This window comes from Streptomyces hokutonensis (assembly GCF_000376565.1).
Taxonomy (GTDB): domain Bacteria; phylum Actinomycetota; class Actinomycetes; order Streptomycetales; family Streptomycetaceae; genus Streptomyces; species Streptomyces hokutonensis.
The window spans coordinates 42027-63326 of the sequence record NZ_BARG01000008.1 but is presented as its reverse complement, the minus strand read 5'-3'; the positions used below and the strand labels follow the sequence as shown (position 1 = coordinate 63326).

The 21300-nt window shown below is 71.5% G+C and carries 21 protein-coding genes; 5 read left to right on the top strand and 16 right to left on the bottom strand.

The genetic code is table 11. The features are described from left to right. Positions 1 to 440, bottom strand: a 440-nt coding sequence (locus SSP08S_RS03830) for a GNAT family N-acetyltransferase (protein ID WP_026178155.1), incomplete at its 3' end; no start/stop codon positions are given. 198 nt (positions 441 to 638) lie between these two features. Between SSP08S_RS03830 and SSP08S_RS03825 the strand changes: the two genes are divergently transcribed. Beyond that, positions 639 to 1706, top strand: a complete 1068-nt coding sequence (locus tag SSP08S_RS03825) for an RNA ligase (ATP) (protein WP_019066253.1) — start codon at positions 639 to 641, stop codon at positions 1704 to 1706. Between the two features lie 19 nt (positions 1707 to 1725). Here SSP08S_RS03825 and soxR read toward each other — a convergent pair whose 3' ends face one another. After that, complete coding sequence (gene soxR / locus SSP08S_RS03820; RefSeq protein ID WP_019066252.1) at positions 1726 to 2235, bottom strand: redox-sensitive transcriptional activator SoxR; 510 nt, start codon at positions 2233 to 2235, stop codon at positions 1726 to 1728. 125 nt (positions 2236 to 2360) lie between these two features. On the opposite strand from soxR, the gene SSP08S_RS03815 reads away from it, so the two are divergent. Then, positions 2361 to 2822, top strand: a complete 462-nt coding sequence (locus SSP08S_RS03815; RefSeq protein ID WP_019066251.1) for a MaoC family dehydratase — start codon at positions 2361 to 2363, stop codon at positions 2820 to 2822. A gap of 25 nt (positions 2823 to 2847) precedes the next feature. Here SSP08S_RS03815 and SSP08S_RS03810 read toward each other — a convergent pair whose 3' ends face one another. The 3 genes from SSP08S_RS03810 to SSP08S_RS03800 all read right to left on the bottom strand — a co-directional run bounded on the left by SSP08S_RS03810 (position 2848) and on the right by SSP08S_RS03800 (position 5013). Beyond that, positions 2848 to 3471 (bottom strand): TetR/AcrR family transcriptional regulator, encoded by a 624-nt coding sequence (locus SSP08S_RS03810; protein ID WP_019066250.1) that lies wholly within the window; start codon positions 3469 to 3471, stop codon positions 2848 to 2850. An 83-nt stretch (positions 3472 to 3554) separates the two neighbouring features. Next, positions 3555 to 3800, bottom strand: a complete 246-nt coding sequence (locus SSP08S_RS03805; RefSeq protein WP_019066249.1) for a YiaA/YiaB family inner membrane protein — start codon at positions 3798 to 3800, stop codon at positions 3555 to 3557. 61 nt (positions 3801 to 3861) lie between these two features. Continuing rightward, positions 3862 to 5013: an acyl-CoA dehydrogenase family protein gene (locus SSP08S_RS03800; RefSeq protein ID WP_019066248.1), complete on the bottom strand. Its 1152-nt coding sequence runs from the start codon at positions 5011 to 5013 to the stop codon at positions 3862 to 3864. Positions 5014 to 5120: 107 nt separating this feature from the next. Between SSP08S_RS03800 and SSP08S_RS03795 the strand changes: the two genes are divergently transcribed. After that, on the top strand, positions 5121 to 5759 hold the full coding sequence (locus tag SSP08S_RS03795; protein WP_019066247.1) for a TetR/AcrR family transcriptional regulator: 639 nt from the start codon (positions 5121 to 5123) through the stop codon (positions 5757 to 5759). 169 nt (positions 5760 to 5928) lie between these two features. Beyond that, positions 5929 to 6873, top strand: a complete 945-nt coding sequence (locus SSP08S_RS03790; RefSeq protein WP_019066246.1) for a DMT family transporter — start codon at positions 5929 to 5931, stop codon at positions 6871 to 6873. Positions 6874 to 6883: 10 nt separating this feature from the next. Here SSP08S_RS03790 and SSP08S_RS03785 read toward each other — a convergent pair whose 3' ends face one another. The 11 genes from SSP08S_RS03785 to SSP08S_RS03735 all read right to left on the bottom strand — a co-directional run bounded on the left by SSP08S_RS03785 (position 6884) and on the right by SSP08S_RS03735 (position 19757). Continuing rightward, a complete protein-coding gene (locus SSP08S_RS03785; RefSeq protein WP_019066245.1) occupies positions 6884 to 7966 on the bottom strand; it encodes a Zn-dependent alcohol dehydrogenase in 1083 nt (360 codons plus the stop codon). Positions 7967 to 7985: 19 nt separating this feature from the next. Further along, positions 7986 to 9374 (bottom strand): aldehyde dehydrogenase family protein, encoded by a 1389-nt coding sequence (locus SSP08S_RS03780; RefSeq protein WP_019066244.1) that lies wholly within the window; start codon positions 9372 to 9374, stop codon positions 7986 to 7988. Positions 9375 to 9472: 98 nt separating this feature from the next. Further along, positions 9473 to 9925: a DUF3574 domain-containing protein gene (locus SSP08S_RS03775; RefSeq protein WP_019066243.1), complete on the bottom strand. Its 453-nt coding sequence runs from the start codon at positions 9923 to 9925 to the stop codon at positions 9473 to 9475. Positions 9926 to 9945: 20 nt separating this feature from the next. Continuing rightward, positions 9946 to 11280: an ABC transporter ATP-binding protein gene (locus tag SSP08S_RS03770; RefSeq protein ID WP_019066242.1), complete on the bottom strand. Its 1335-nt coding sequence runs from the start codon at positions 11278 to 11280 to the stop codon at positions 9946 to 9948. Between the two features lie 156 nt (positions 11281 to 11436). Then, the gene (locus SSP08S_RS54775; protein ID WP_500809279.1) at positions 11437 to 12153 is read right to left on the bottom strand and encodes a class F sortase; all 717 of its coding nucleotides are present in this window, start codon (positions 12151 to 12153) and stop codon (positions 11437 to 11439) included. A 461-nt stretch (positions 12154 to 12614) separates the two neighbouring features. Next, positions 12615 to 13220, bottom strand: a complete 606-nt coding sequence (locus SSP08S_RS61580) for a hypothetical protein (protein ID WP_019066240.1) — start codon at positions 13218 to 13220, stop codon at positions 12615 to 12617. Positions 13221 to 13332: 112 nt separating this feature from the next. Continuing rightward, positions 13333 to 14571: an MFS transporter gene (locus SSP08S_RS03755; RefSeq protein WP_019066239.1), complete on the bottom strand. Its 1239-nt coding sequence runs from the start codon at positions 14569 to 14571 to the stop codon at positions 13333 to 13335. A gap of 23 nt (positions 14572 to 14594) precedes the next feature. Continuing rightward, a complete protein-coding gene (locus SSP08S_RS03750; protein ID WP_019066238.1) occupies positions 14595 to 15992 on the bottom strand; it encodes a CitMHS family transporter in 1398 nt (465 codons plus the stop codon). Positions 15993 to 16114: 122 nt separating this feature from the next. Continuing rightward, complete coding sequence (locus SSP08S_RS03745; RefSeq protein WP_019066237.1) at positions 16115 to 18355, bottom strand: molybdopterin oxidoreductase family protein; 2241 nt, start codon at positions 18353 to 18355, stop codon at positions 16115 to 16117. A 153-nt stretch (positions 18356 to 18508) separates the two neighbouring features. Next, entirely contained in the window at positions 18509 to 19129 is a 621-nt protein-coding gene (locus SSP08S_RS03740) for a TetR/AcrR family transcriptional regulator (RefSeq protein ID WP_019066236.1), read from the bottom strand. Positions 19130 to 19193: 64 nt separating this feature from the next. After that, entirely contained in the window at positions 19194 to 19757 is a 564-nt protein-coding gene (locus SSP08S_RS03735; RefSeq protein ID WP_019066235.1) for a hypothetical protein, read from the bottom strand. A gap of 168 nt (positions 19758 to 19925) precedes the next feature. On the opposite strand from SSP08S_RS03735, the gene hmgA reads away from it, so the two are divergent. Continuing rightward, positions 19926 to 21242: a homogentisate 1,2-dioxygenase gene (gene hmgA / locus SSP08S_RS03730; RefSeq protein ID WP_019066234.1), complete on the top strand. Its 1317-nt coding sequence runs from the start codon at positions 19926 to 19928 to the stop codon at positions 21240 to 21242. The last annotated feature ends 58 nt before the right edge of the window (positions 21243 to 21300 follow it).

The following is a 21300-nucleotide window of genomic DNA, read 5'->3' as shown; positions in this document are numbered from 1 at the left end:
CTGACAGCCACCGTCTGCCGGGGACTCCATCGCTGCTCGACCGTGGCCATCAGTTCCCAGCCCAGCCGCTCGTACAGGGCGGCCGCGGCGGTGTCGGTGGTGACGACGTCGAGCACCGGATGCAGGCCGTGCCGCCGCGCCTCCCGCACCGCCCGGCCGATCAACTGTGCGCCGATCCGATGTCCCCTCGCCCGCGGGGAGACGAACAGTCTGCCGACGACGGCGGCCGTACCCGGCGGCACCCCCGTCCGCTCGCCCCACAACACCGGTGCCAGATCGCCTTCGCCGGCGGGCGCCAGTCCGACATGCCCGACGAGGCGGCCCTCGCGTTCGGCGACCCAGGAGCCCAGCGAGGGACCGTGTGTCAGCCACTCGCCGGGCCGGTCGGGCCAGTTGACCGGATAGCCGTCGTGCGCGTGCACCTCCGCGAGGACCCGCACGCACTGCTCGACATCGCCGTCGGCCCTCTCCCGGATGTTCACTCCGGAATGGAAACACAGGCCACGGAGTCACGACCAACCGGTTTCGGCGCCCGCCGTGGCCCGGCCCTAGCAGCCGAAATTCCACTCGCTCAACCCGGTTTCGTATCAGGACAGTTGAGGACGATGAAACCCAGCTGAGGAACCCGAGGAGCCCCGATGTCGACGCTGCGCGTCACCGCCGAAGTGCTGACCGTCCACGAACACCCGAACGCCGACGCCCTCGAACTGGCCCAGGTCGGCCTGTACCGGGCCGTCGTCGCCAAGGGCGAGTACCGCACCGGTGACACCGCCGTCTACATCCCCGAGCAGTCCGTGCTCCCGGCCGCGCTGATCGAGGAGTTGGGGCTCACCGGACGCCTCGCGGGGAGCAACGCCGACCGGGTCAAGGCGGTGCGCCTGCGCGGTGAGCTGTCGCAGGGCATCGTGTGCCGGCCCAAGGCGCTCGCGGACGTCGATCTGGCCCGGGCCGCCCTGGACGGCACCGACTTCGCGGACCTGCTCGGCATCGTGAAGTGGGTACCGCCGATCCCGCCCACCATGAACGGGGACGTGGAGTCCGCGCCCGATCTGCTGCCCTGGGTGGACATCGAGAACATCCAGCGGTTTCCCGGGATATTCGAACCGGGCGAGGCTGTGGTCCTGACCGAGAAACTGCACGGCTCGGCCTGCCTGCTCACGTACTTCGCCGAGGACGGCCGCGTCCAGGTCTCCTCGAAGGGCTTCGGCGCCAAGTCCCTTGCCCTGAAAGAGGATCCGCGCAATCTGTACTGGCGGGCGGTCCTCGGCCACGGCGTCCCCGAGACCGCCGCCCGCCTCGCCGAACGGCTCGGCGCGCGCCGGGTCGGCATCTTCGGCGAGGTGTTCGGCGCGGGCGTACAGGACCTCTCCTACGGCGCCGACGGCCGGCGCAGCACTCTCGGCTACGCCGTGTTCGACGTCTCCGCCGAGATCGACGGAACGGTGCGCTGGCTGGACGCGGCCGAACTCCTCGACGGGGAGCTGCCGTTGGTGCCCCGGCTGTACGAGGGGCCGTACGACATCGAGCAGGTACTGGAGGTCGCGAGCGGCCGCGAGACCGTGTCCGGGCGGGAGCTGCACCTGCGGGAGGGCGTAGTGATCCGCCCCGCCGTGGAGCGCTACAGCCCGGTGACCGGCGGCCGGGCGATCGCCAAGGCGGTGAGTCCGGCGTATCTGACGCGGAAGGGCGGCACCGAGTACGAGTGACGCCCCGCCGGCGATGCGCTCAGCCGCGCTCCTCGGGGCCGGGTCCCGTCCCCCGGCCCCGAGGCTTGCGTGTGCGCGGTTCCGGCATCAGGCGGGAACCCGCGCCCCGTTCGCCGATCACGTCGTCCGGGTTGGAGAGGACGCAGGTCGCCAGGGAGAGGCAGCCGCAGCCGATGCAGTCGGTGAGGTGGTCGCGGAGGCGGTTGAGCTGCTTGATGCGTTCGTCGAGTTCGGAGCGCCAGGCCTCGGAGAGGTGGGCCCAGTCCTCGCGGGTCGGGGTGCGCTCCTCGGGGAGCTCGGCGAGCGCCTCGCGGATGGTGGCCAGCGGGATGCCGACGCGCTGGGCGGCCCGTACGAACGCGACCCGGCGCAGGGTGTCACGGGTGTACCTGCGCTGGTTGCCCGTGGTGCGGCGGCTGCTGATCAGACCCTTGGCCTCGTAGAAGTGCAGGGCGGAGACGGCGGCACCGCTGCGTGCGGCGAGTTGGCCGACGGTCAGCTCGTGGATCTTCTCGGGAATCTGGGGCACCCCTCGAACCCTACCCATCCACCGGCACGGGTGTTCCGTTGACAGCGGCCCGGCATACGACCATGCTAAGCAGTTGCTTAGACATTTCGAGACGCGTGATGCTGGATGACGTGAGAGGCCGGGACATGGCAGAGCCGAGGATCTTCACCTCCGTCGACGACCTGCGGGCGGCGGTCGGGGAGCAGTTGGGGTACACCGACTGGCTGGAGGTGGACCAGAAGCGGATCGACCTGTTCGCGGACGCGACGGGCGACCACCAGTGGATCCACGTGGACCCGGAGAAGGCGGCGGCCGGACCGTTCGGGACGACCATCGCGCACGGCTACCTCACCCTGTCGCTGCTTCCGCTCTTCGGACCGCAGCTCATCAAGGTCGAGGGCGTGAAGATGGGCGTCAACTACGGGACGAACAAGGTCCGTTTCCCCGCCCCGGTCCCGGTCGACTCCCGGCTGCGCGCCACCGCGACGATCACCGGCGTCGACGACGTACCGGGCGGCGTCCAGGTGACCGTCGCCTTCACCGTGGAGCGCGAGGGCGGCGACAAGCCGGTGTGCGCGGCAGAGTCGGTGTCCCGCTACTACCTCTGAGCGGCCGGATCCCGCGCTACGGCGGCTAGTTGGCCCCCACCATCCGCAGTACGAGGTCGGCGTAGAGCGCGCCGACCTCGTCGGGCGTCCGGGGTCCGTCGAGGCTGAACCAGCGCGCCACGTCGATGCACAGCGACAGGATCGCCAGGGTCGTGCCCTTCACGTCCGGCACGTCGAAGGAGCCGTCCGCGACCCCGTCCTCGACGATCCCGCGCACCTCGGCGTCGACCTGCCGGCGCAGCGCGAGGATCTCGGCGCGGGCGTCCGGGCCGAGCGAGTCGAGTTCGTACTGCACGACCCGCGCGGTGGTACGGCCGCCCGCGTGCCAGCGCACGAAGGAGCTCACCGCGTCGGCGAGCCGCTCGGCGGCGCCGCCCTCGCGCGCCGCCGCCGTCCGCAGGATGTCGAGGGCCTTCTCGTGGCCGATCCTGCTGATCCGGTGGAGCAGCTCTTCCTTGGTCTTGTAGTGGATGTAGAGCGCGGCCGGGCTCATCCCGGCGCGGCCGGCGATGTCCCGGGTGGTCGTCGCGTGGTAGCCGCGCTCGGCGAAGGCCTCCACGGCGGCGATCAGCAGCCGCCGGGCCGCGTCGGGCGTGACCTCTGCCCAGGCCTGCGGGTCGCCCGCGGTCGTCTCCTCCGCCGTACTCATCGCTCGTGAACCCCTCTCGATACCTCTCGATGACAAGGGCTCCACCATACCGCCGAACCTGAGCGAGCGCTTAGTCTCCCCGCTCAGAGCTTTTCGAACGGGTTGTAGGTGCCGCGCGCCCCCTCCTGCCGGTCCCGGATCACCTTGGCGAGGGTGAAGGAGGAGGTGACCAGATACAGGACGGCGATCGCGAGGAAGGCCCGCACCCAGGCGTCGGCCTGCAGCTTGAAGATGCCGATGGCGGTCGCCGCGATGGCGACGGAGAAGGACGCGACGGCCTGGCCGTAGAAGGCGGCCGTGTTCTGCGGTTTGCCCGATGCTTCGCTCATGGGGACAAGCGTCCGCTTCTACGGCCGCCCCGGCATCCGTACGGATACTCAACTCCCGTACTCAGAAAGCCGAAACGCCCGTCAGCGCCCGCCCGATGAGCAGTTTCTGGATCTGGCTGGTGCCCTCGTAGAGGGTCATCACGCGGGCGTCGCGCAGCAGCTTCCCGGCCGGGTACTCGTCGATGTAGCCGTAGCCGCCGAAGACCTGGAGCGCGTTGTTCGCGGCACGCACTGCCGCCTCCGAGGCGAAGAGCTTGGCCTTGGAGGACTCGGTGGCGAAGGGCAGGCCGCGGTCTATGAGGTCGGCGACCCGCCAGGTCAGCAGCCGGGCCGCGTCCACGTCCACGGCGATGTCGCTGATGAGTTCCTGGACGAGCTGGTGGTGCGCGATGGGCTTGCCGAACTGCTCGCGCTCACCGGCGTAGCGGACCGCCACGTCCAGCGCGGCCTGGGCGATGCCGACGCAGCCCGCCGCGACGGACATCCGCCCCTTGGCCAGCGCCGACATGGCGACGGAGAAGCCCTTGCCCTCGGGAGCGAGCATCGCGGAGGCGGGGACACGGACGTCTTCGAGGACCAGCTCGGCGGTGGCCTGGCCGCGCAGGCCGAGCTTGCCGTGGATGGTGCGGCGGGTCAGGCCGGGAGTGTCGGTGGGCACGAGGAAGGCGGAGACGCCCTTGTGTCCCGGGGCGTCGGTCGAGCGCGCGAAGAGCAGCACCACATCGGCCCAACTGCCGTTCGTGATGAACATCTTGGTGCCGTTGACGACATAGTCGTCGCCGTCGCGCACAGCCCGGGTGGTCAGGTTGCCGGCGTCGGAACCGGTGCCCGGCTCGGTGAGGCCGAAGCAGCCGACGTACTCGCCGGAGGTGAGCCCCGGCAGCCAGCGCCGCTTCTGCTCCTCGTTCCCCCAGGCCGCGATCGACTTGGCGACCAGGCCGAGCGACACGGAGACGATGCCGCGCACGGAGGAGTCGCCGCGGCCGAGTTCCTCGGTGACCAGGCAGTACGCGAGGTGGTCGCCGCCCGAGCCGCCGTACTCCTCGTCGATGGTCAGCCCCAGGAAACCGACCCCGCCGAGCTTCTTCACGATCGACCGGTCGACCTCCTCGGCGCGGTCCCAGGCGATGACGTGCGGGGCGATCTCGCGCTCCACGAAGTCCTTGGCGAGCCGCCGTACGGCCTCCTGCTCCTCGCTCAGTCCAAGGTCCATCGCTCGTCACCCCAAGTGGAAGGCCGTACAGCGACTGCTGCACATTGACTACTGCACATTTAAATTAGCACTGCTAGTTTCGGTCGCGCAGCCCTACTATGTGCGCCATGGCCCGACCGCGCAAGCCCCTCCTCAGCACCGACCGGATCGTCGAGACGGCCCGCATGCTGGTGGACTCGGAAGGGCTGGCGGCCGTCTCCACCCGCCGGCTCGCCGCCGAGCTGGGGGTGAGCGGGCCCTCTCTCTACAACCACTTCCGCACGAAGGACCAGATCCTGGAGGCGGTCGCCGACTCGGTGAGCGCGCAGGTCGATCTGTCGATGTTCGAGGACGGCCGCGACTGGCGCACCGCGCTGCACGACTGGGCGGTCTCCTACCGGTCCGCCCTGCGCGACCATCCGAACATCGTGCCGGTGCTGGCGACTGGGCCCGGGCGGCGGCCGGCGGGGCTGCGGCTCGCGGACGCGGTGTACGGCGGGATGGTGGATGCGGGGTGGCCGCCGGCGCAGGCCACGTCCATCGGGGCGTTGATGCGGTACTTCGTCATGGGGTCGGCGCTCGGGTCGTTCGCCGGGGGGTTCGTGGGCGACGCGAGTGCGTACGACCCTGCCGACTATCCGCATCTGGGGCAGGCGCATCTTCTGGCCGAGCAGCAGGAGAAGGTTGATGAGCGGGCTTTCGAGGTGGGGCTTGCTGCGTTGCTGGATGGGTTGGCGGGGCAGTTCGAAGCGGTGGTCGGTAGGTAAGGGGATGGCCGGAACGTGGCTTGGGACGCGCTCCGCAGGGGCGCGGGGAACTGTGCGACCAGCCACAACGGACCCGCACCCGGCATACGACAGACGCCCCACCCCCTACCCCGAACCTGACGTCCGATTCCCGCTAGCATCGCCACTCTGCCCCGCCTAGCCTCGGGCCATGAAGAAACCCCTCCACCCCGCCGAGGCGACCGCCGCCGCAGCCGCTGTCGTCACCGTCGTGCTGTGGGCCTCCGCCTTCGTGTCCATCCGGAGCGCCGGAGCCGCCTACTCGCCGGGGGCCCTGGCCCTGGGGCGGCTGGCGAGCGGGGCGCTGGCGCTCGGGGTGCTCTGTCTCGTACGGCGGGAAGGGGTGCCGCCCCGGTCCGCGTGGCGGGGGATCGCGGTCTCGGGGGCGCTGTGGTTCGGCTTCTACATGGTCGTCCTGAACTGGGGCGAGCAGCAGGTCGACGCCGGTACCGCCGCGCTCGTCGTGAACATCGGGCCGATCCTCATCGCCCTGCTCGGCTCACGGCTGCTCGGTGACGCGATGCCGCCCCGGCTGCTCGCGGGCATGGCGGTGTCCTTCGCCGGTGCGGTGACCGTGGGCCTGTCGATGTCGGGCGAGGGCGGTTCGTCCGTGCTCGGCGTGGTGCTGTGTCTGCTCGCGGCGGTCGCCTACGCCGGCGGGGTCGTCGCCCAGAAGCCGGCCCTCGGCCGTGCCAGCGCGCTCCAGGTGACGACGTTCGGGTGCCTCATCGGGGCGGTGCTGTGCCTGCCGTTCGCGGGGCAGCTCGTCCAGGACGCGGCCGACGCGCCCGTCTCCGCCACGCTCAACATGGTCTACCTGGGCGTCTTCCCGACCGCCCTCGCCTTCACCACCTGGGCCTACGCCCTCGCCCGTACGACCGCCAGCCGCATGGGCGCGACGACGTACGCCGTGCCCGCACTGGTCGTCCTGATGTCGTGGCTGGCGCTCGGCGAGGTACCGGGGCTGCTCACGCTGGCGGGCGGGGTGCTGTGTCTCGCGGGTGTGGCGGTGTCGCGGTCCCGGCCGCGCGCCAAGGCGGAAACACAGCAGGCTGCCGCCACCGCCACCGACCCGGAGCCCGAACAGGTCCCGTAGGCAAGGCCGTTCAGAACACCACCAGCGCCCGGCCGCCCTTCCCCGCCACCATGTTCTCGAACGCGGCCGGAATCCCGGCCAGTTCGATCCGTTCCGTCACCAGCGCGCCCAGGTCCAGGCGTCCGGCCCGTACGTGTTCGGCGAGTACCGGCAGGTCCTTCGCCGGGTCGGAGTTGCCGTAGACGCAGCCGCTCAACGTCCGTCCCCAGTGGAAGAGTTCGAGGGCGTTGAAGGTGACCTGCTGGTCCTTGCCGCCGATGCCGACGACCGTGGTGCGGCCGCCCCGGCGGGTGGACTCCCAGGCGGTGCGGATGGTGACCGCCCGGCCGACGCACTCCACGGCGACGTCGACACCCTGTTTTCCGGTCAGGGCGCGGATCTCGCGGGCCGCGTTCTCGGAGGCGATCACGTAGTCCGTCGCTCCGGCCGCGCGCGCCAACTCCTCCTTCTCCGGGGAGACATCGACCGCGACGATCTTCGTGGCGCCCGCGATCCGGGCCGCCTGGAGCGTCGAAAGACCCACTCCGCCGACGCCGAAGACCGCGACCGTCTCGCCCTCCCGCACCTGCGCCGAGTGATGCACCGCGCCGTAGCCGGTGAGGACCGCGCAGCCCAGAAGTGCCGCGTCCGTCAATGGGATTCCGTCCGGGAGGGGCAGGACACAGGCCGCGGATACGACCGTCTCCTCGGCGAAGGCCGCCACGTTCAGGCCGGGGTGGAGGTCGCTGCCGTCGGAGGCGCGGTGGGCGTAGACGTCGGCGGCGCCGTTGAGCGCGTTGGCGCAGAGCCAGACCTCGCCGAGGGTGCAGGCGTGGCAAGTGCCGCAGGACGGGGCCCAGTTGAGGACGACCGAGTCGCCGGGAGCGATGTGGGTGACCCCCTCCCCCACGGCCAGCACCGTGCCCGCGCCCTCGTGGCCGAGGACCGCCGGGACCGGGACGCGCATGGTGCCGTTGGTCAGGGACAGGTCGGAGTGGCAGACCCCGGCGGCGGCGAGGCGGATGCGGACCTGGCCGGGGCCGGGGTCCGGGAGGTCGATCTCGGCGATCTCCAACGGAGCGCCCACGGCGGGCAGTACGGCTGCGCGGACCATGCGAGGACTCCTGAGAGATCTAGAACTGGAGGGACTTGGTCTGGAGGTACTCGGACAGCCCGTGCGCGCCGAGTTCCCGGCCCACCCCCGACTGCTTGTAACCCCCGAACGGGGCACGGGGGTTGAAGCGCCCCCCGTTGATGTCGACCTGCCCGGTCTCCAGCCTCCGTGCGAACGCGACCGCTTCCGCCTCGTCGCCGGCCCACACCGCACCGGCCAGGCCGTAGACCGTGCCGTTGGCGATGCGCGCGGCGTCGTCCTCGTCGTCGTAGCGGAGGACGGAGAGGACCGGGCCGAAGATCTCCTCCTGGGCGATCGTCATGTCGGGGGTCACGTCGGCGAAGACGGTCGGGGCGATGAAGTAGCCCTGCGGGGACGGGTGTTCCGGCCCGCCCGCCACCAGGCGCGCGCCCTCCTCCACTCCCTTCTCGATGTAACTCCGCACTCTGGCCCGCTGTTTGGCGTTCACGACCGGGCCGATGCGGTCGCCGTACTTGGCGGCGGCGGTGGCGGCCAGCTGCACGGCCTCGTCGTACTGGTCGCGGTGGACCAGCATGCGCGTCCAGGCGCTGCAGGTCTGGCCGGAGTTGGACATCACGTTGGCGACGCCGACGTTGACGGCCTTGGCGAGGTCGGCGCTCGGGAGGATGACGTTGGCGGACTTGCCGCCGAGTTCGAGGGCGACCTTCTTGATAGCGGCACCGGCCGTGGCACCGATCTGACGGCCCACCGCCGTGGAGCCGGTGAAGGAGACCAGATCGACGCCCGGGTGCTCGGCGAGGGCCTGGCCCGCGACCGGACCGAGGCCGGTGACGAGGTTGAAGACGCCGGCCGGGATGCCCGCCTCGTCGACCGCTTCGGCGAACAACTGGGCGGTGAGCGGGGTGTCTTCGGCGGGTTTCAGCACCACCGTGCAGCCTGCCGCGAGCGCCGGGGCGACCTTGGCGACGATCTGGTGGAGGGGGTAGTTCCAGGGGGTGATCGCGCCGACCACGCCGATCGGCTCCTGGTAGACGGTCGAGTTGCCGACCTTCTCCTCGAAGGCGTGGGTCGCGGCGAGTTCGGCGTAGGAGCCCGCGACCGCGATCGGCACGCTCGCGTGGACGGCCTGCGAGAAGGCGAGCGGGGAGCCGAGTTCGGCGGTGACCGTCTCGGCGATCTCGTCCTTGCGGGCGGCGAGTACGTCCCTCAACGCCCCCAAACGCGCGGCCCGTTCGGCGGGAGAGGTGGCTGCCCAGCCCGGGAGGGCGGCACGGGCGGCTCGTACGGCGGTGTCGATGTCGGCGGCGGTGCCGGCCGGGACGCGGTCGATCACCTGCTCGTCGACCGGGTTCACCACGCCGATGGTCTCCCCGCTCGCGGCGGGGCGCCAGGCGCCGTCGATGTACATGCCGTCGTGTGCCTTCATCGTGCTGCCTCCCGGGCGTGACTGCGTCGTCCGCCTCACAAACTAGCGGTGTTAGTTTTCCGGCGCCAGAGACCCCCGGTCACGGGTGCGCGGCCGGGTCAGAAATCGGCCCGGGTCCGGTCGTCCACCCTCCCCACCGACTCCTGCGCGAAGGCCTTCTCGTACGCCCGCCGGATCTCCTCGATCTTCCGGTCGCTCGCCCCCGCCGCCGTCACCGGATACAGCAGGATCACCTCGTACGACCGCTCCTTCTCGATCCTCCCGTTCGCGTCCCGCCACTGCCCGCGCCCGCTCTGCACGGTGAGCCCGTCCGGGAAGTCCGGCGTGACCTCCTTGTCGACGAAGGCCATGAACTGCCGGTCGGTGACGGCCGGTCCGCCGTCCGGCCGCTCGGTGCCGAAGAAGAGCTGCGTCTCGACGTACGGCGTTCCGCGCGCCGGAGCGGGGGCGGTCTCCGTGTCGAGGCTCGCGTAGGCGGTCGGGGCCGCCGCGGTCAGGAGGAGGCCGGCGATCGCGAGGGCCGCCCGGTTTCGGGTGAGGTGCACGTTCATGCACCTATCCGTACCGGCCGTCACTCGTCCAGGTCGGGCAGCCGCGCCGGGGCGGGCGAGATCCGTTCGCCGTGCTGGTCGAAGACGAACAGGTGGGCGATGTCGACGAGGAGCGGGACCTGCATGCCGTGGCGGAGCTGGATGTCTGGGGTGGTGCGGACGACGAGGTCGCCGGGGAGGCGGCCCTCGGGCGGCACGAGGTCGGGTTCCGGGTCCGTGGGGTGGTCGAGTACGACGACCGGGCCGGCGCGCAGTACGCCCGCGCGCTCCCGCAGCCGGCCCAGGACACCGCCCTCGCGTCGGCGGCGCCTGGCGGGGCGGGTGGGGCGCGGGGCCTCCAACTCCGGTACCACCGCGGGCCGGGAGCCGGTGTTGAAGTGGACGAGGACCTCGTGGCCCTGGAACTCCACGTGCTCGACCAGGCCGCTGATCGCCACTTCGCCGGGGCGGGCGGCGGCGGGCTTGGCGATGCGGATGGCCTCGGAGCGCAGGCCGACGATGACCTCGCGGCCCTGCTGGACGCGGAGCAACTGGTGGTCCAGGCACAGGGGTTCGGGCAGCCGGAGGTACTGCTTGCCGAGGCTGATGGTCATCGCGCCGTCCAACGGGGCCCGGACCAGGCCGCGCAGGAGGTTGATGCGCGGGGTGCCGATGAAGGCGGCGACGAAGACGTTGCGGGGCAGCGCGTACACCGAGCGGGGGCTGCCGACCTGCTGGAGGACCCCGCCGCGCAGGACGGCGACCCGGTCGCCCAGCGACATGGCCTCGGCCTGGTCGTGGGTGACGTAGACCGTGGTGACGCCCAACTCGCGGGTGAGGGAGGAGATTTCGGCGCGCAGGTGGTTGCGGAGCTTGGCGTCGAGGTTGGAGAGCGGTTCGTCCATCAGGAACGCGGAGGGGTGGCGGGCGATGGCCCGGCCCATGGCGACGCGCTGGCGTTCGCCGCCGGAGAGCTGGCTGGGGAAGCGGTCGAGGAGTTCCTCGATGCCGAGCATGCGGGCGGTGGCGTCCACGCGCGGGCGGGGGTCGGCGCCGGGGGCCTCGATGCGCAGCGGGAAGCCGATGTTGTCGCGGCTGGTCATGCTCGGGTAGAGGGCGAAGTTCTGGAAGACCATCGCCATGTCCCGTTCGGAGGGGGCGAGTTCGTTGGCGTACTCGCCGTCGAGTCTTAACTCGCCCTCGGTGATCTCCTCCAGGCCCGCGATCATGCGCAGCACGGTCGACTTGCCGCACCCGGACGGCCCGAGCAGCACGAGGAACTCCCCCGGCGCGATGTCCAGCGACAACCGGTCCACCACGCGGGCGCCTCGCGGGTAGGCCTTGCTCACGTCGTGCAGGGAGATGGCGCGTGTCATGACGAGTGCCCCCGGGGGCTCCGCGATCGGACCGCCCCGTACGGGTCGTACGGGGCTTGTGAGTCACGGAAGTTAACGGAATGTGCGCGCCCGGGGGAAGAGACCGGACGGGATCGGGCGGGTCGGTCCGGGTGGTGAGAAAACGGACGATCGCGTTCAGCGCGTGCGGCCGCGTTCGCGGGTCGCGGTGAGGTGGGCGAACACGACGGTGTTGCCCGAGTAGCCGGTCCGGTGGTCGAAGCTGCCGCCGCAGGTGATCAGGCGGAGCTCGGGCCGGCCGCGGGCGCCGTACACCTCCCGGTCGGGGAAGTGCGCCTTCTCGTACGTCTTCACCGCGTCCACCGTGTAGACGGCGGTCCGGCCGTCGGCGCGGCGTGCCTCGATCAGGCGGCCGGGCTTGAGTACGCCGAGGCCCGCGAAGACGGCGGGGCCGGTCATGGTGTCGAGGTGGCCCACGGCGACGGCGGTGCCCTGTTCGCCGGGGGCGGGCCCGTCCGCGTACCAGCCCACCCGCTTGGGGTCGTCGTCCGGCGGCGCGGACATGCGCCGTCCGCTGCCGAGCCGAAGCGGGACGACCGGGGCGTCGACGCTGAGGTAGGGGATGACGAGACCGGTCGCTGGGGAGCGCGGGAGGGGGCGCGGCGGCGGCGCCGGGCGGCCGGAGCGGGTCACGGGGTGCGCCGGGGGCGGGTGTTGGCCACCGCGCGCGTCCGTGCGGGCGCCCGAGGCCGACGCAGCCGCCCGGGTCGGGCCGGAGGCGCCTGTGGCCGGCGCAGCCGCCCCTGCCGGGCCGGAGGCATCGGTGGCCGACTGCGTCGCCCGGGCCGGGCCGGTGGGGCCCGCGCCCCCGGCGCACCGGACGCCGCCGACCATCAGGAAGACAGCCAGCACGACGGTCCGCGCGAGCCGGTAGGCCCGCGTCCGGTACCAGGGCCGACGACGACGCACCACGCGGGTGGTGGAGCGGCCCGGTGTCCCGCGCGGGGCGGGGCGGCCCGACGACCCGCGCGAGGCGGCGCGACCCGATGACCCGAGCGGGACAGTACCGCCCGACGACTCGCGCGGAGCGGCGCCGCCCGACGACCCACGAAAGGCGGTACCACCCGACGAACCACCGGTCATAGCGCGCCCCGGTGTCTCGCGCGGAGCGGCGCGACCCGACGGACCGCGCGAGGCGGCACCGGCCGACGAACCGCCGGTCATAGCACACCCCGATGACTCGCGTGGCCCGGTGTCGCGCGGTCGGCCGGGGGCGAGGCCTGGCGCAGGCGCATGGTGTCAGCGCCCCGCACCCCGGTGGGGCGCGGGGCGGCGCTGTAGCTCATCGCATCCGCTCAGGACGCACCGTGGGGACGGCGGCGCAGCCGGAACCAGACCACCCCGCCGACGGCGGTCAGGCCCACCGCGGCGGCACCCGCGAGCGGGGTCAGGGCCGCTTCCCGGGCCAGGCCGCCACCACCGGCGGGCGGACCGCCGTTGGGACCGCCCGGTCCGCCGCCGGGGCCACCGGGACCGCCGCCGGGCGGTGGCGTCGGGCAGTCGACCTTGAAGACCTTGTGCTTGCCCGCGCCGTGCTCGCCGACGAAGTTCCAGGTCAGCTTGTACATGCCGTTCGGGAGCGTCGCGATGGGCATGGTGTGGCCGGTGCCACTGGTGAGCGTGATGGAGCCGTTACGGGTCGCGCCGCCCAGGACCGGCGGCTGGGTCTCGATGGACCACGTGACCTGCTGGATCGTGTCGAAGTTGAACGCGTCGAGGTAGAAGTCGCAGACCTTCGGCTGGTTGCGCTGGTCGTCGAAGGGCGTACCCACCTCGTGGATCTTGACGTCTCCGTTGTCACCGGGAGCGGCGACGGCGGCGGGCGCGCCGCAGACGACGGTTGCCGCGGCGGCGAGAACCGTCCAGGCGGCGGCTCGACGGGGCAGGAATGAGGTCGGCATGAACAGCCCTCCGAATCAGGTGATTATCGTACGAATCGCTCTTTAACCTGATTCCCTTTCACATCCGGCCCGCCGAACGTGTGCGCAGCGCCGTACACACCGTCAGATATCGCTAGATATCGCCCTTCCGGCTCAAGGACGGCCGCCCACGCCGCGCACCGCCGGACGCCGTCCGCTCCCGGGCGGCACCACCCGGCGAACGCAGCGCGGCCCCCGCCGAGAGCACCAGCAGCGCGCCGAGCATCACGAACGGCGCGGCCACGCCCGCGACCCCGGCGACGAGCCCGGCACCGGCGGGCGCGGCGACCTGGCCGAGGCGGTTGCCGGTGAGCCGTAGCGCGAGGGCGGTGGAGCGGGCGCCGTCGGGGGCGGCCTGGACGACCGTCGTCATGGAGAGCGGCTGGCCGACGCCGAGACAGAAGCCGAGGACGGCGAGCATCAGGCCGATCGCCCACACCGGAACCGGCAGCGCGATGCCCGCGCACAGGACGCCCGCGAGGAGGCAGGTCGCGGTCAACAGGGCGGCCCGGCCGAGCAGTTGGAGGAGCGGGGTGAGGATCAGGCGGCACGCGATGGTGGCCGCCGCTCGGATGCTGAGCAGCACGCCGATCACCGAGGGCGCGATGCCCCGGTGCTCGCCGACCACCGGCAGGTAGGCGGTGAGGATGTCGGTCGCGGACAGCACGGAGAGGCTGACGAAGATGCCCGCGGGCACGCCCCGAGCGCCGAGGATGCTCCGCATGGGCACCCGATCGCCTTGTTCCGTACGGGACTTGACGGCCGTACGGTCCTCGATGCGCCACAGGGACGTGAACGACACGGCGGCGCCGGCGCCCGCGACGAGCAGGGCGAGGGCGCTGGTGCCGGCCATGTCGGAGCCGCCGATCAGGGCGCCCGCGGCGATGGGGCCGACGAGTTGGCCGAGGGAGGCGCCGATGGTGAAGTGGCCGAAGTTGCGGTCCTGTTCGTGCGGGGCGGACTGGCGGGCGACGAGCGACTGGGCGCCGATCACGAAGCAGAGGTGGCCCAGGCCCATCACGCCGCTCCACATCGCCATCGCCCAGAGGGAGTTGGCGAGTCCGCTCAGTGCGCAGCCGCCGGAGATGAGGACCACGCCGACGGGCAGCAGGGGTGCGCAGCGGCCGTGGTCGGTGCGGCGGCCGAGCGGTACGGCGGCGAAGAGCGGAAGCAGCGCGTACACACCCGCGATGACACCGATCGCCCGCTCGTCGGCGCCGAGCGCGAGGGCCCGGTAGGACACCGCGGGGCGGGCCATCGACACCGCCCCCTGCGCGAAGCTGAAGGCGACGACGAGGCGGAGCAGCCAGCCGCGGTTCCTGCCGGGCGTCATGGTCAAGTCCCTTGTCGTGTGGGTCAGATGATGCCGAACAGGATTCCTGCCCCGAGGACGACGAGCGATGTCAGGGCCGCCCACTTGACCACGAACCGTGTGTGGTCGCCGAACTCCACCTTGGCCATGCCGACCAGGACGTACACGGCGGGCACCAGCGGGCTCGACATGTGCAGGGGCTGGCCGACGAGGGAGGCGCGGGCGATCTCCAGGGAGGAGACGCCGTGTGCCTGGCCCGCCTCGGCGAGCACCGGGAGGATGCCGAAGTAGAAGCCGTCGTTCGACATGAAGTACGTGAGCGGGATGCTGAGCACGCCGGTGACGAAGGCCATGTGCGGGCCCATGCCGTCGGGGATGTTGTCGACCAGCCAGGTCGCCATGTGGTCGACCATGCCGGTGCCCTGGAGGACGCCGGTGAAGACGGCGGCGGCGAAGACCATGCCGGAGACGTTGAGGACGTTCTCCGCGTGGGCGCCGAGGCGGGCCTTCTGGTCGGGCATGTGGGGGAAGTTGACGGTCAGGGCGAGCGCGGCGCCGAGCAGGAACAGCACCGGGATCGGCAGCCACTCCATGATCATGGCGGTGAGCAGGGTGACCGTGAGCAGCGCGTTGAACCAGTAGAGCTTGGGGCGCAGGGTCGGGCGGTCGGGGTCGAGGCCCCGGAAACCGTCGTCCTCGGGCTCCTCGGGGAGATCCACGCCGGAGCCGGAACCGCCGGTGCCCTTGACGCCTTTGCCCGTGCCGGCTCCCACGAGCACCGTCTCCGACTCGGCGGGCTCCTCGACGAGCACCTCGTCCAGCGTCAGCACCCCGAGCCGCTTGCGCTCGCGGCGGCCGAGGACGTACGCGAGGAAGAAGACACCCAGCAGGCCCACGGCGAGCGCCGGGATCATGGGGACGAAGATGTCGCTGGCGTTGAGCTTGAGGGCGGTCGCGGCGCGGGCGGTCGGGCCGCCCCAAGGGAGCGTGTTCATCACGCCGTTGGCCATCGCGGCGACACCGGTCATCACGACCAGGCTCATCTTCAGGCGTTTGTAGAGCGGGTACATCGCCGAGACGGTGATCATGAAGGTGGTCGAGCCGTCGCCGTCCAGCGAGACGATCGCGGCGAGGACCGCCGTACCGACCACGATGCGCAGGGGGTCTGCCTTGCAGAACTTGAGGATCCCCCGGACGATCGGGTCGAAGAGGCCGACGTCGATCATCACACCGAAGTAGACGATCGCGAACATGAGCATCGCCGCGGTGGGCGCGAGGCTGGTGACGCCGTCGATGACGTAGTCGCCGAGCTTGGCGCCCTTTCCGACGAAGACGCAGAACAGCGCCGGTATCAGGACGAGCGCCGCGATCGGCGACATCTTCTTCAGCATGATCAGGACCAGGAAGGTCGCGATCATGGTGAAGCCGAGGATGGTCAGCATGAGTGGAACACCTAACGTTCGCCTTTGAACTCCCACCAGGGACGGCAGTGCGATGACGTTAGGTCGCGCAAAGCTGCGTTAACAAGATGTTGACGCGCGAGCAATAAGCGCAAAACTCCAGGTCACAGCGGTGCGCTGAGTGCGGTGACCTCCACGGGCACTCCGTTGAGCACCGCATTGCCCGACAGCGGGTCGAGGAGACTGCCGTCGAGCAGCTGGTTCACGTTGACGCCCGGATCGGCGGACGCGTGGTTGAGCCGGGTGCCGGGACGGTCGTGTCCCCAGCCGTGCGGGAGGCTCACCACGCCCCGCCGCAGACCGTCCGTGATCTCGGCCGGAGCGGTCACCTCTCCCCCGGCGCCCTTCACCCGGACCGGCGCTCCGTCGACCACGCCGAGGCGTTCCGCGTCCTCGGGGTGGATGTGCAGGGTGCAGCGGTTGGTGCCGCCGGTGAGGGCGGGCACGTTGTGCATCCAGCTGTTGTTGGAGCGGAGGTGCCGGCGGCCGACGAGGACGAGACCGTCCGCGCGCTCGCCCATGGCCTGCCGGAGCCGGGGCAGGTCGTCGGCGATCGGCTGCGGCAGCAGTTCGACCTTCCCGCTCCGGGTCTTCAACGGCTGTGGCAGCCGAGAGGTCAGCGGACCCAGGTCGATGCCGTGCGGGTGCGCGAGCAGCTGCTGGAGGGTCAGCCCGCCCGGTCGTACGCCGAAGCCGTCGCCGTAGGGGCCCAGGCGCAGCATCATGTCGAGCCGGCGCTCGGGGCCGGTGTCGCCGGTGAGCCGATCGGCGACCTCGCCCGGATCGCGGCCGTGGACCGGCGAGTTGGGGTCCTTGACGGCCTTGGCGAGGGTCTGGTCGATGACCATCGTGTCGACGGCGGCGGGGTCGGCGCCGTGCATGCCGGTCGCGGCGAGGATCAGCCGGGCCAGGATCTCGGTCTCGGCCATCCTGCCGGGCTCCAGCGGGATCGCGGGACGGGAGTAGCGGACCTGGTTGCGGACGGCGAGGGTGTTGAACGCGAAGTCGTGGTGCGGGCTTTGGGAGGGCGGGGGCGGCGGCAGTACTACGTCGGCGTGGCGGGCGGTCTCGTTGAGGTACGGGTCGACGCTCACCATGAAGTCGAGCGAGTCGAGGGCCTTGTCGAGGCGGGCGCCGTCCGGTGCGGAGAGCACCGGATTGGAGGCTACGGCGATCAGCGCGCGGATCGGTTCGCCCTCGGCGGTCGCGGTGTCGATCTCCTCGGCGAGCGCGGAGAGCGGCAACTCGCCCTTCGCTTCCGGGTATTGACTCACCCGTGAGTGCCAGCGCCCGAGCGCGAAGCCGCGTCCCGGTCCTGCGGGCCGGGGTGTCCGGTCGGTGGCGGCCTGCGGGAAGAGGGCGCCGCCGGGCCGGTCGAGGTTGCCGGTGAGGATGTTGAGGACGTCGACGAGCCAGCTGGCGAGGGTGCCGTGCGGGACGGTGCAGCTGCCGATACGGCCGTAGACGGCGGCAGTTGGGGCGGCGGCCAGTTCGCGGGCGAGGGCGCGGATCTCGTCGGCGGTCACGTCGCACGCTTCGGCCACGGCCTCCGGTGTGAAGTCCCGTACCTGCGCTCGGACTTCGTCGACACCCTGGACGTGCGGGGCCAACTCCCCCAGGTCCACGAGGCGTTCGTCGAAGAGCACATACGTCATCGCCGCGAGCAGCAGGGCGTCGGTGCCGGGGCGGACCGCGATGTGCCGGTCGGCGAGCTTGGCGGTGCGGGTGCGGCGCGGGTCGATGACGGTGAGGGTGCCGCCGCGGGCCCTGAGCGCCTTGAGCTTGCCGGGGAAGTCGGCGGCGGTGCACAGACTCCCGTTGGACTCAAGGGGGTTGGCGCCGATGAGGAGCAGATGGTCGGTGTGGTCGAGGTCGGGCACCGGGATCGCGTTGGCGTCGCCGTAGAGCAGGCCGCAGGAGACGTGTTTGGGCATCTGGTCGACCGTGGAGGCGGTGAAGACGCTGCGGGTGCCGAGGGCGCCGAGCAGGACCTGCGGGTAGAGGGCGCCGGCCATGGTGTGCACGTTGGGGTTGCCGAGGACGACACCGACGGCGTGCGGGCCGTATCGCTCGACGACCGGGCGCAGTCCGGCCGCGACCGCGTCGAACGCCTCCTCCCAGGTGGCCTCGCGCAGCTCGCCGTCGCGGCGGACGAGCGGGGTGCGCAGCCGGTCGGGATCGCCGTCGACGGCGCCGAAGGAGGCGCCCTTGGGGCAGATGAACCCCCGGCTGAACACGTCCTCGCGGTCGCCCCGGGCGCCGGTCACCCGGGTGCCCTCGATGGTGAGGGTCAGCCCGCAGGTGGCTTCGCACAGGGGGCAGATACGCAGAGCGGTGCGGGACACGGGGCCTCCCAAGTGCGACGTTGCCTCTTGGCGGTGAGCATACCGACCGGTATGGACGGTGGCGAGGGGGTGGCGGGGTGAGGTCGGAAACCCGCGGAGGGGCAGGCGCCCGGACGGACACCGGTCCCGTGCCCGCGGAAGAGCGGGCGCCGGTCAGTCCAGCACCCGCGCCAGATACGCCCGCAGCAGCGCCCGTGTCTCCTCGATGACCTTCTCGTCGCCCTCCGGAGCGACCCGGAAGGCGAGATGGACGAGGGAGTCGGCGGTCTCCACCGCGATGAGGAAGGTGCGGCGGAGGTCCTCGTCGGGTTCGCGCGAGAGATAGCCGGAGAGCAGGTCGGTGAGGCGGTCGGCGACGCGGTGGTTGGGTTCCGCGTGGCCCGAGCCGACCGGGATCTGGTTGCCGAAGTCGACGAGGGAGAAGCCGGGCGCGGTGCGCTTCATGGCGATGTACTCGTCCAGGACGGCGTCCACCGCCGCCCGCCACCCTTCCCCGTCACCGGCCTCCTTGAGGCGCTCGGTGACACGCTCCGTGTAGCGCTCCAGGTTCCGCTGGGCGAGGGCGTCGGCCATCGCGCGCTTGTTCCCGAAGAAGCGGTAGACCGAGCCGATGGGGACGCCGGCGCGCACGGCCACGGCCCGGGTGCTCAGCGCGTCGTAGCCGACCTCGTCGAGGAGGTCGGCGCAGGCGTCGAGGATCCTGGTCAGCCGTTCGGCGCTGCGCCGCTGCACGGGCGCACGACGGAGCGATGTCGTGTGGGGCACGGGCTTCATGATGCCTTTCCGCAGCGGTCAGGAGAAGCTCGCACCTCAGTACGGAACTGGGTGCCCATAACACTCATTCCGGCCCCCGGATCGATGCGGAACCGGGTGTCTTGCTGCCGTCGGGCGTGGCCTGCACCGCCGACTCCGTGATGTCCGCCGTACTCTCCACCGGCTTGCCGTGTACGGCCCACACGGTGCCGTCGTCGGCGTACAGGCGCGCGGTGACGTGGTGGGTGCCGTGCGGGACGAGGTCGGCCGCGAGCCGGTACTCGGGGACGCGGAGCCGGGCGACGGTGCGGCCGTCCACCAGGAGGCGGACGGTGCCGCGGCCCGCGACCGCGACCGGCTTCACGCCGGCGGGCGAGAAGCGGAAGTCGTGGACGGTCAGCCGGACGTCCCAGCTGTCGTCGGAGGCGTCGGGCTCCACCTCGATACCGACCTCCGGGGCGCCCTTCTTGCCCACCTCGCGGTAGTGCCGGCCCTGCTCGTCCGTGTTGTCGAGCACCTTGCCCACCGGGGACGGCGACACCCGGTCGCCCTTGTGCGCCCGGGCATCACCGGAACCGCAGCCCGCCGATCCGGCCAGCAGCAGGGCACAGACCGCGAGCGCGGTGAGAAGTGCGCGCGACCACGACATGCCGGGGAGACTAGAACACCGGTCTGACAGCCGGATCCCCCTTGAGGCTGGTTCTTCGCCCCCGGAAGTCGGATTTTCCCTGGACCTTCGTCGTCCTCTTGCGCCCGCGAAACCGCAATCCTACGGTGATACATAGGAATCAGGCGGCTCGGAGGGCGAGGAGCAGAGATGAGCGGGGACGCGCGGAAGACCGCCGAGGGGCTGACCCACCTCACCGGTTTCGGCAATGAACACAGCTCGGAGGCGGTGCCCGGCGCCCTGCCCGAGGGGCGCAACGCCCCGCAGCGCGCACCGCTCGGCCTCTACGCCGAGCAGCTCAGCGGTTCGGCCTTCACCGAGCCGAGGGCGCACAACCGCCGCTCGTGGCTGTACCGCATCCGCCCCTCGGCCGCGCACCCGCCCTTCACCCGCGCCGACAACGGCGCGATCCGTACGGCGCCCTTCACGGAGTCGGTACCCGACCCGAACCGGCTGCGCTGGAACCCGCTGCCCGCGCCGACGCCCGGCACCGACTTCCTGGCCGGCCTGTGGACCCTGGGCGGCAACGGCGACGCGACCCAGCGCACCGGCATGGCCGTGCACCTGTACCACGCCGACTCCTCCATGGACCGCGTCTTCAGCGACGCGGACGGCGAGCTGCTGATCGTCCCGGAACGCGGCGGGCTGCTGCTGCGCACGGAGTTCGGGCTCCTCCGCGCGGAGCCGGGACATGTGGCGTTGATCCCCCGTGGGGTGCGCTTCCGTGTGGAGCTGCTGGATGCTTCAGCCCGCGGATATGTGTGCGAGAACTACGGTGCGCCCTTCCAACTCCCCGACCTCGGCCCGATCGGCGCCAACGGCCTCGCCAACGCCCGGGACTTCCACGCGCCGGTCGCCGCCTACGAGGACGTCGAGGGCCCGGTCGAGGTGGTGAACAAGTTCTGCGGCAACCTCTGGACCGCGACCTACGACCACTCGCCCCTCGACGTGGTCGCCTGGCACGGCAACCATGTGCCGTACGCCTACGACCTGCGCCGCTTCAATGTGCTCGGCTCCATCTCCTACGACCACCCCGACCCGTCGATCTTCACCGTGCTGACGTCCCCGTCGGACACCCCGGGCCTGGCCGGCGTGGACTTCGTGGTGTTCGCCCCGCGCTGGCTGGTGGGCGAGGACACCTTCCGGCCGCCGTACTTCCACCGGAACGTGATGAGCGAGTACATGGGGCTCATCGAGGGCGCCTACGACGCGAAGGCCGAGGGCTTCGTGCCCGGGGGCGGTTCGCTGCACAACATGATGTCGGCGCACGGCCCCGACCGGGAGACCTTCGACCGCGCCAGCGCCGCCGAACTGCGCCCGCAGAAGATCGACGACGGCCTGGCGTTCATGTTCGAGACCCGCTGGCCGGTGGCGGCCACGGCCCAGGCGGCCCACGCCGACCACCTCCAGCAGGGCTACGACGACGTCTGGCGGGGCCTCCAGCGCCACTTCCACCCCACGCACTGACAACTCCCCACCGCCCTACGGCCCTTGCACCGATCCCTCCCTACCGGTACGGATGGCC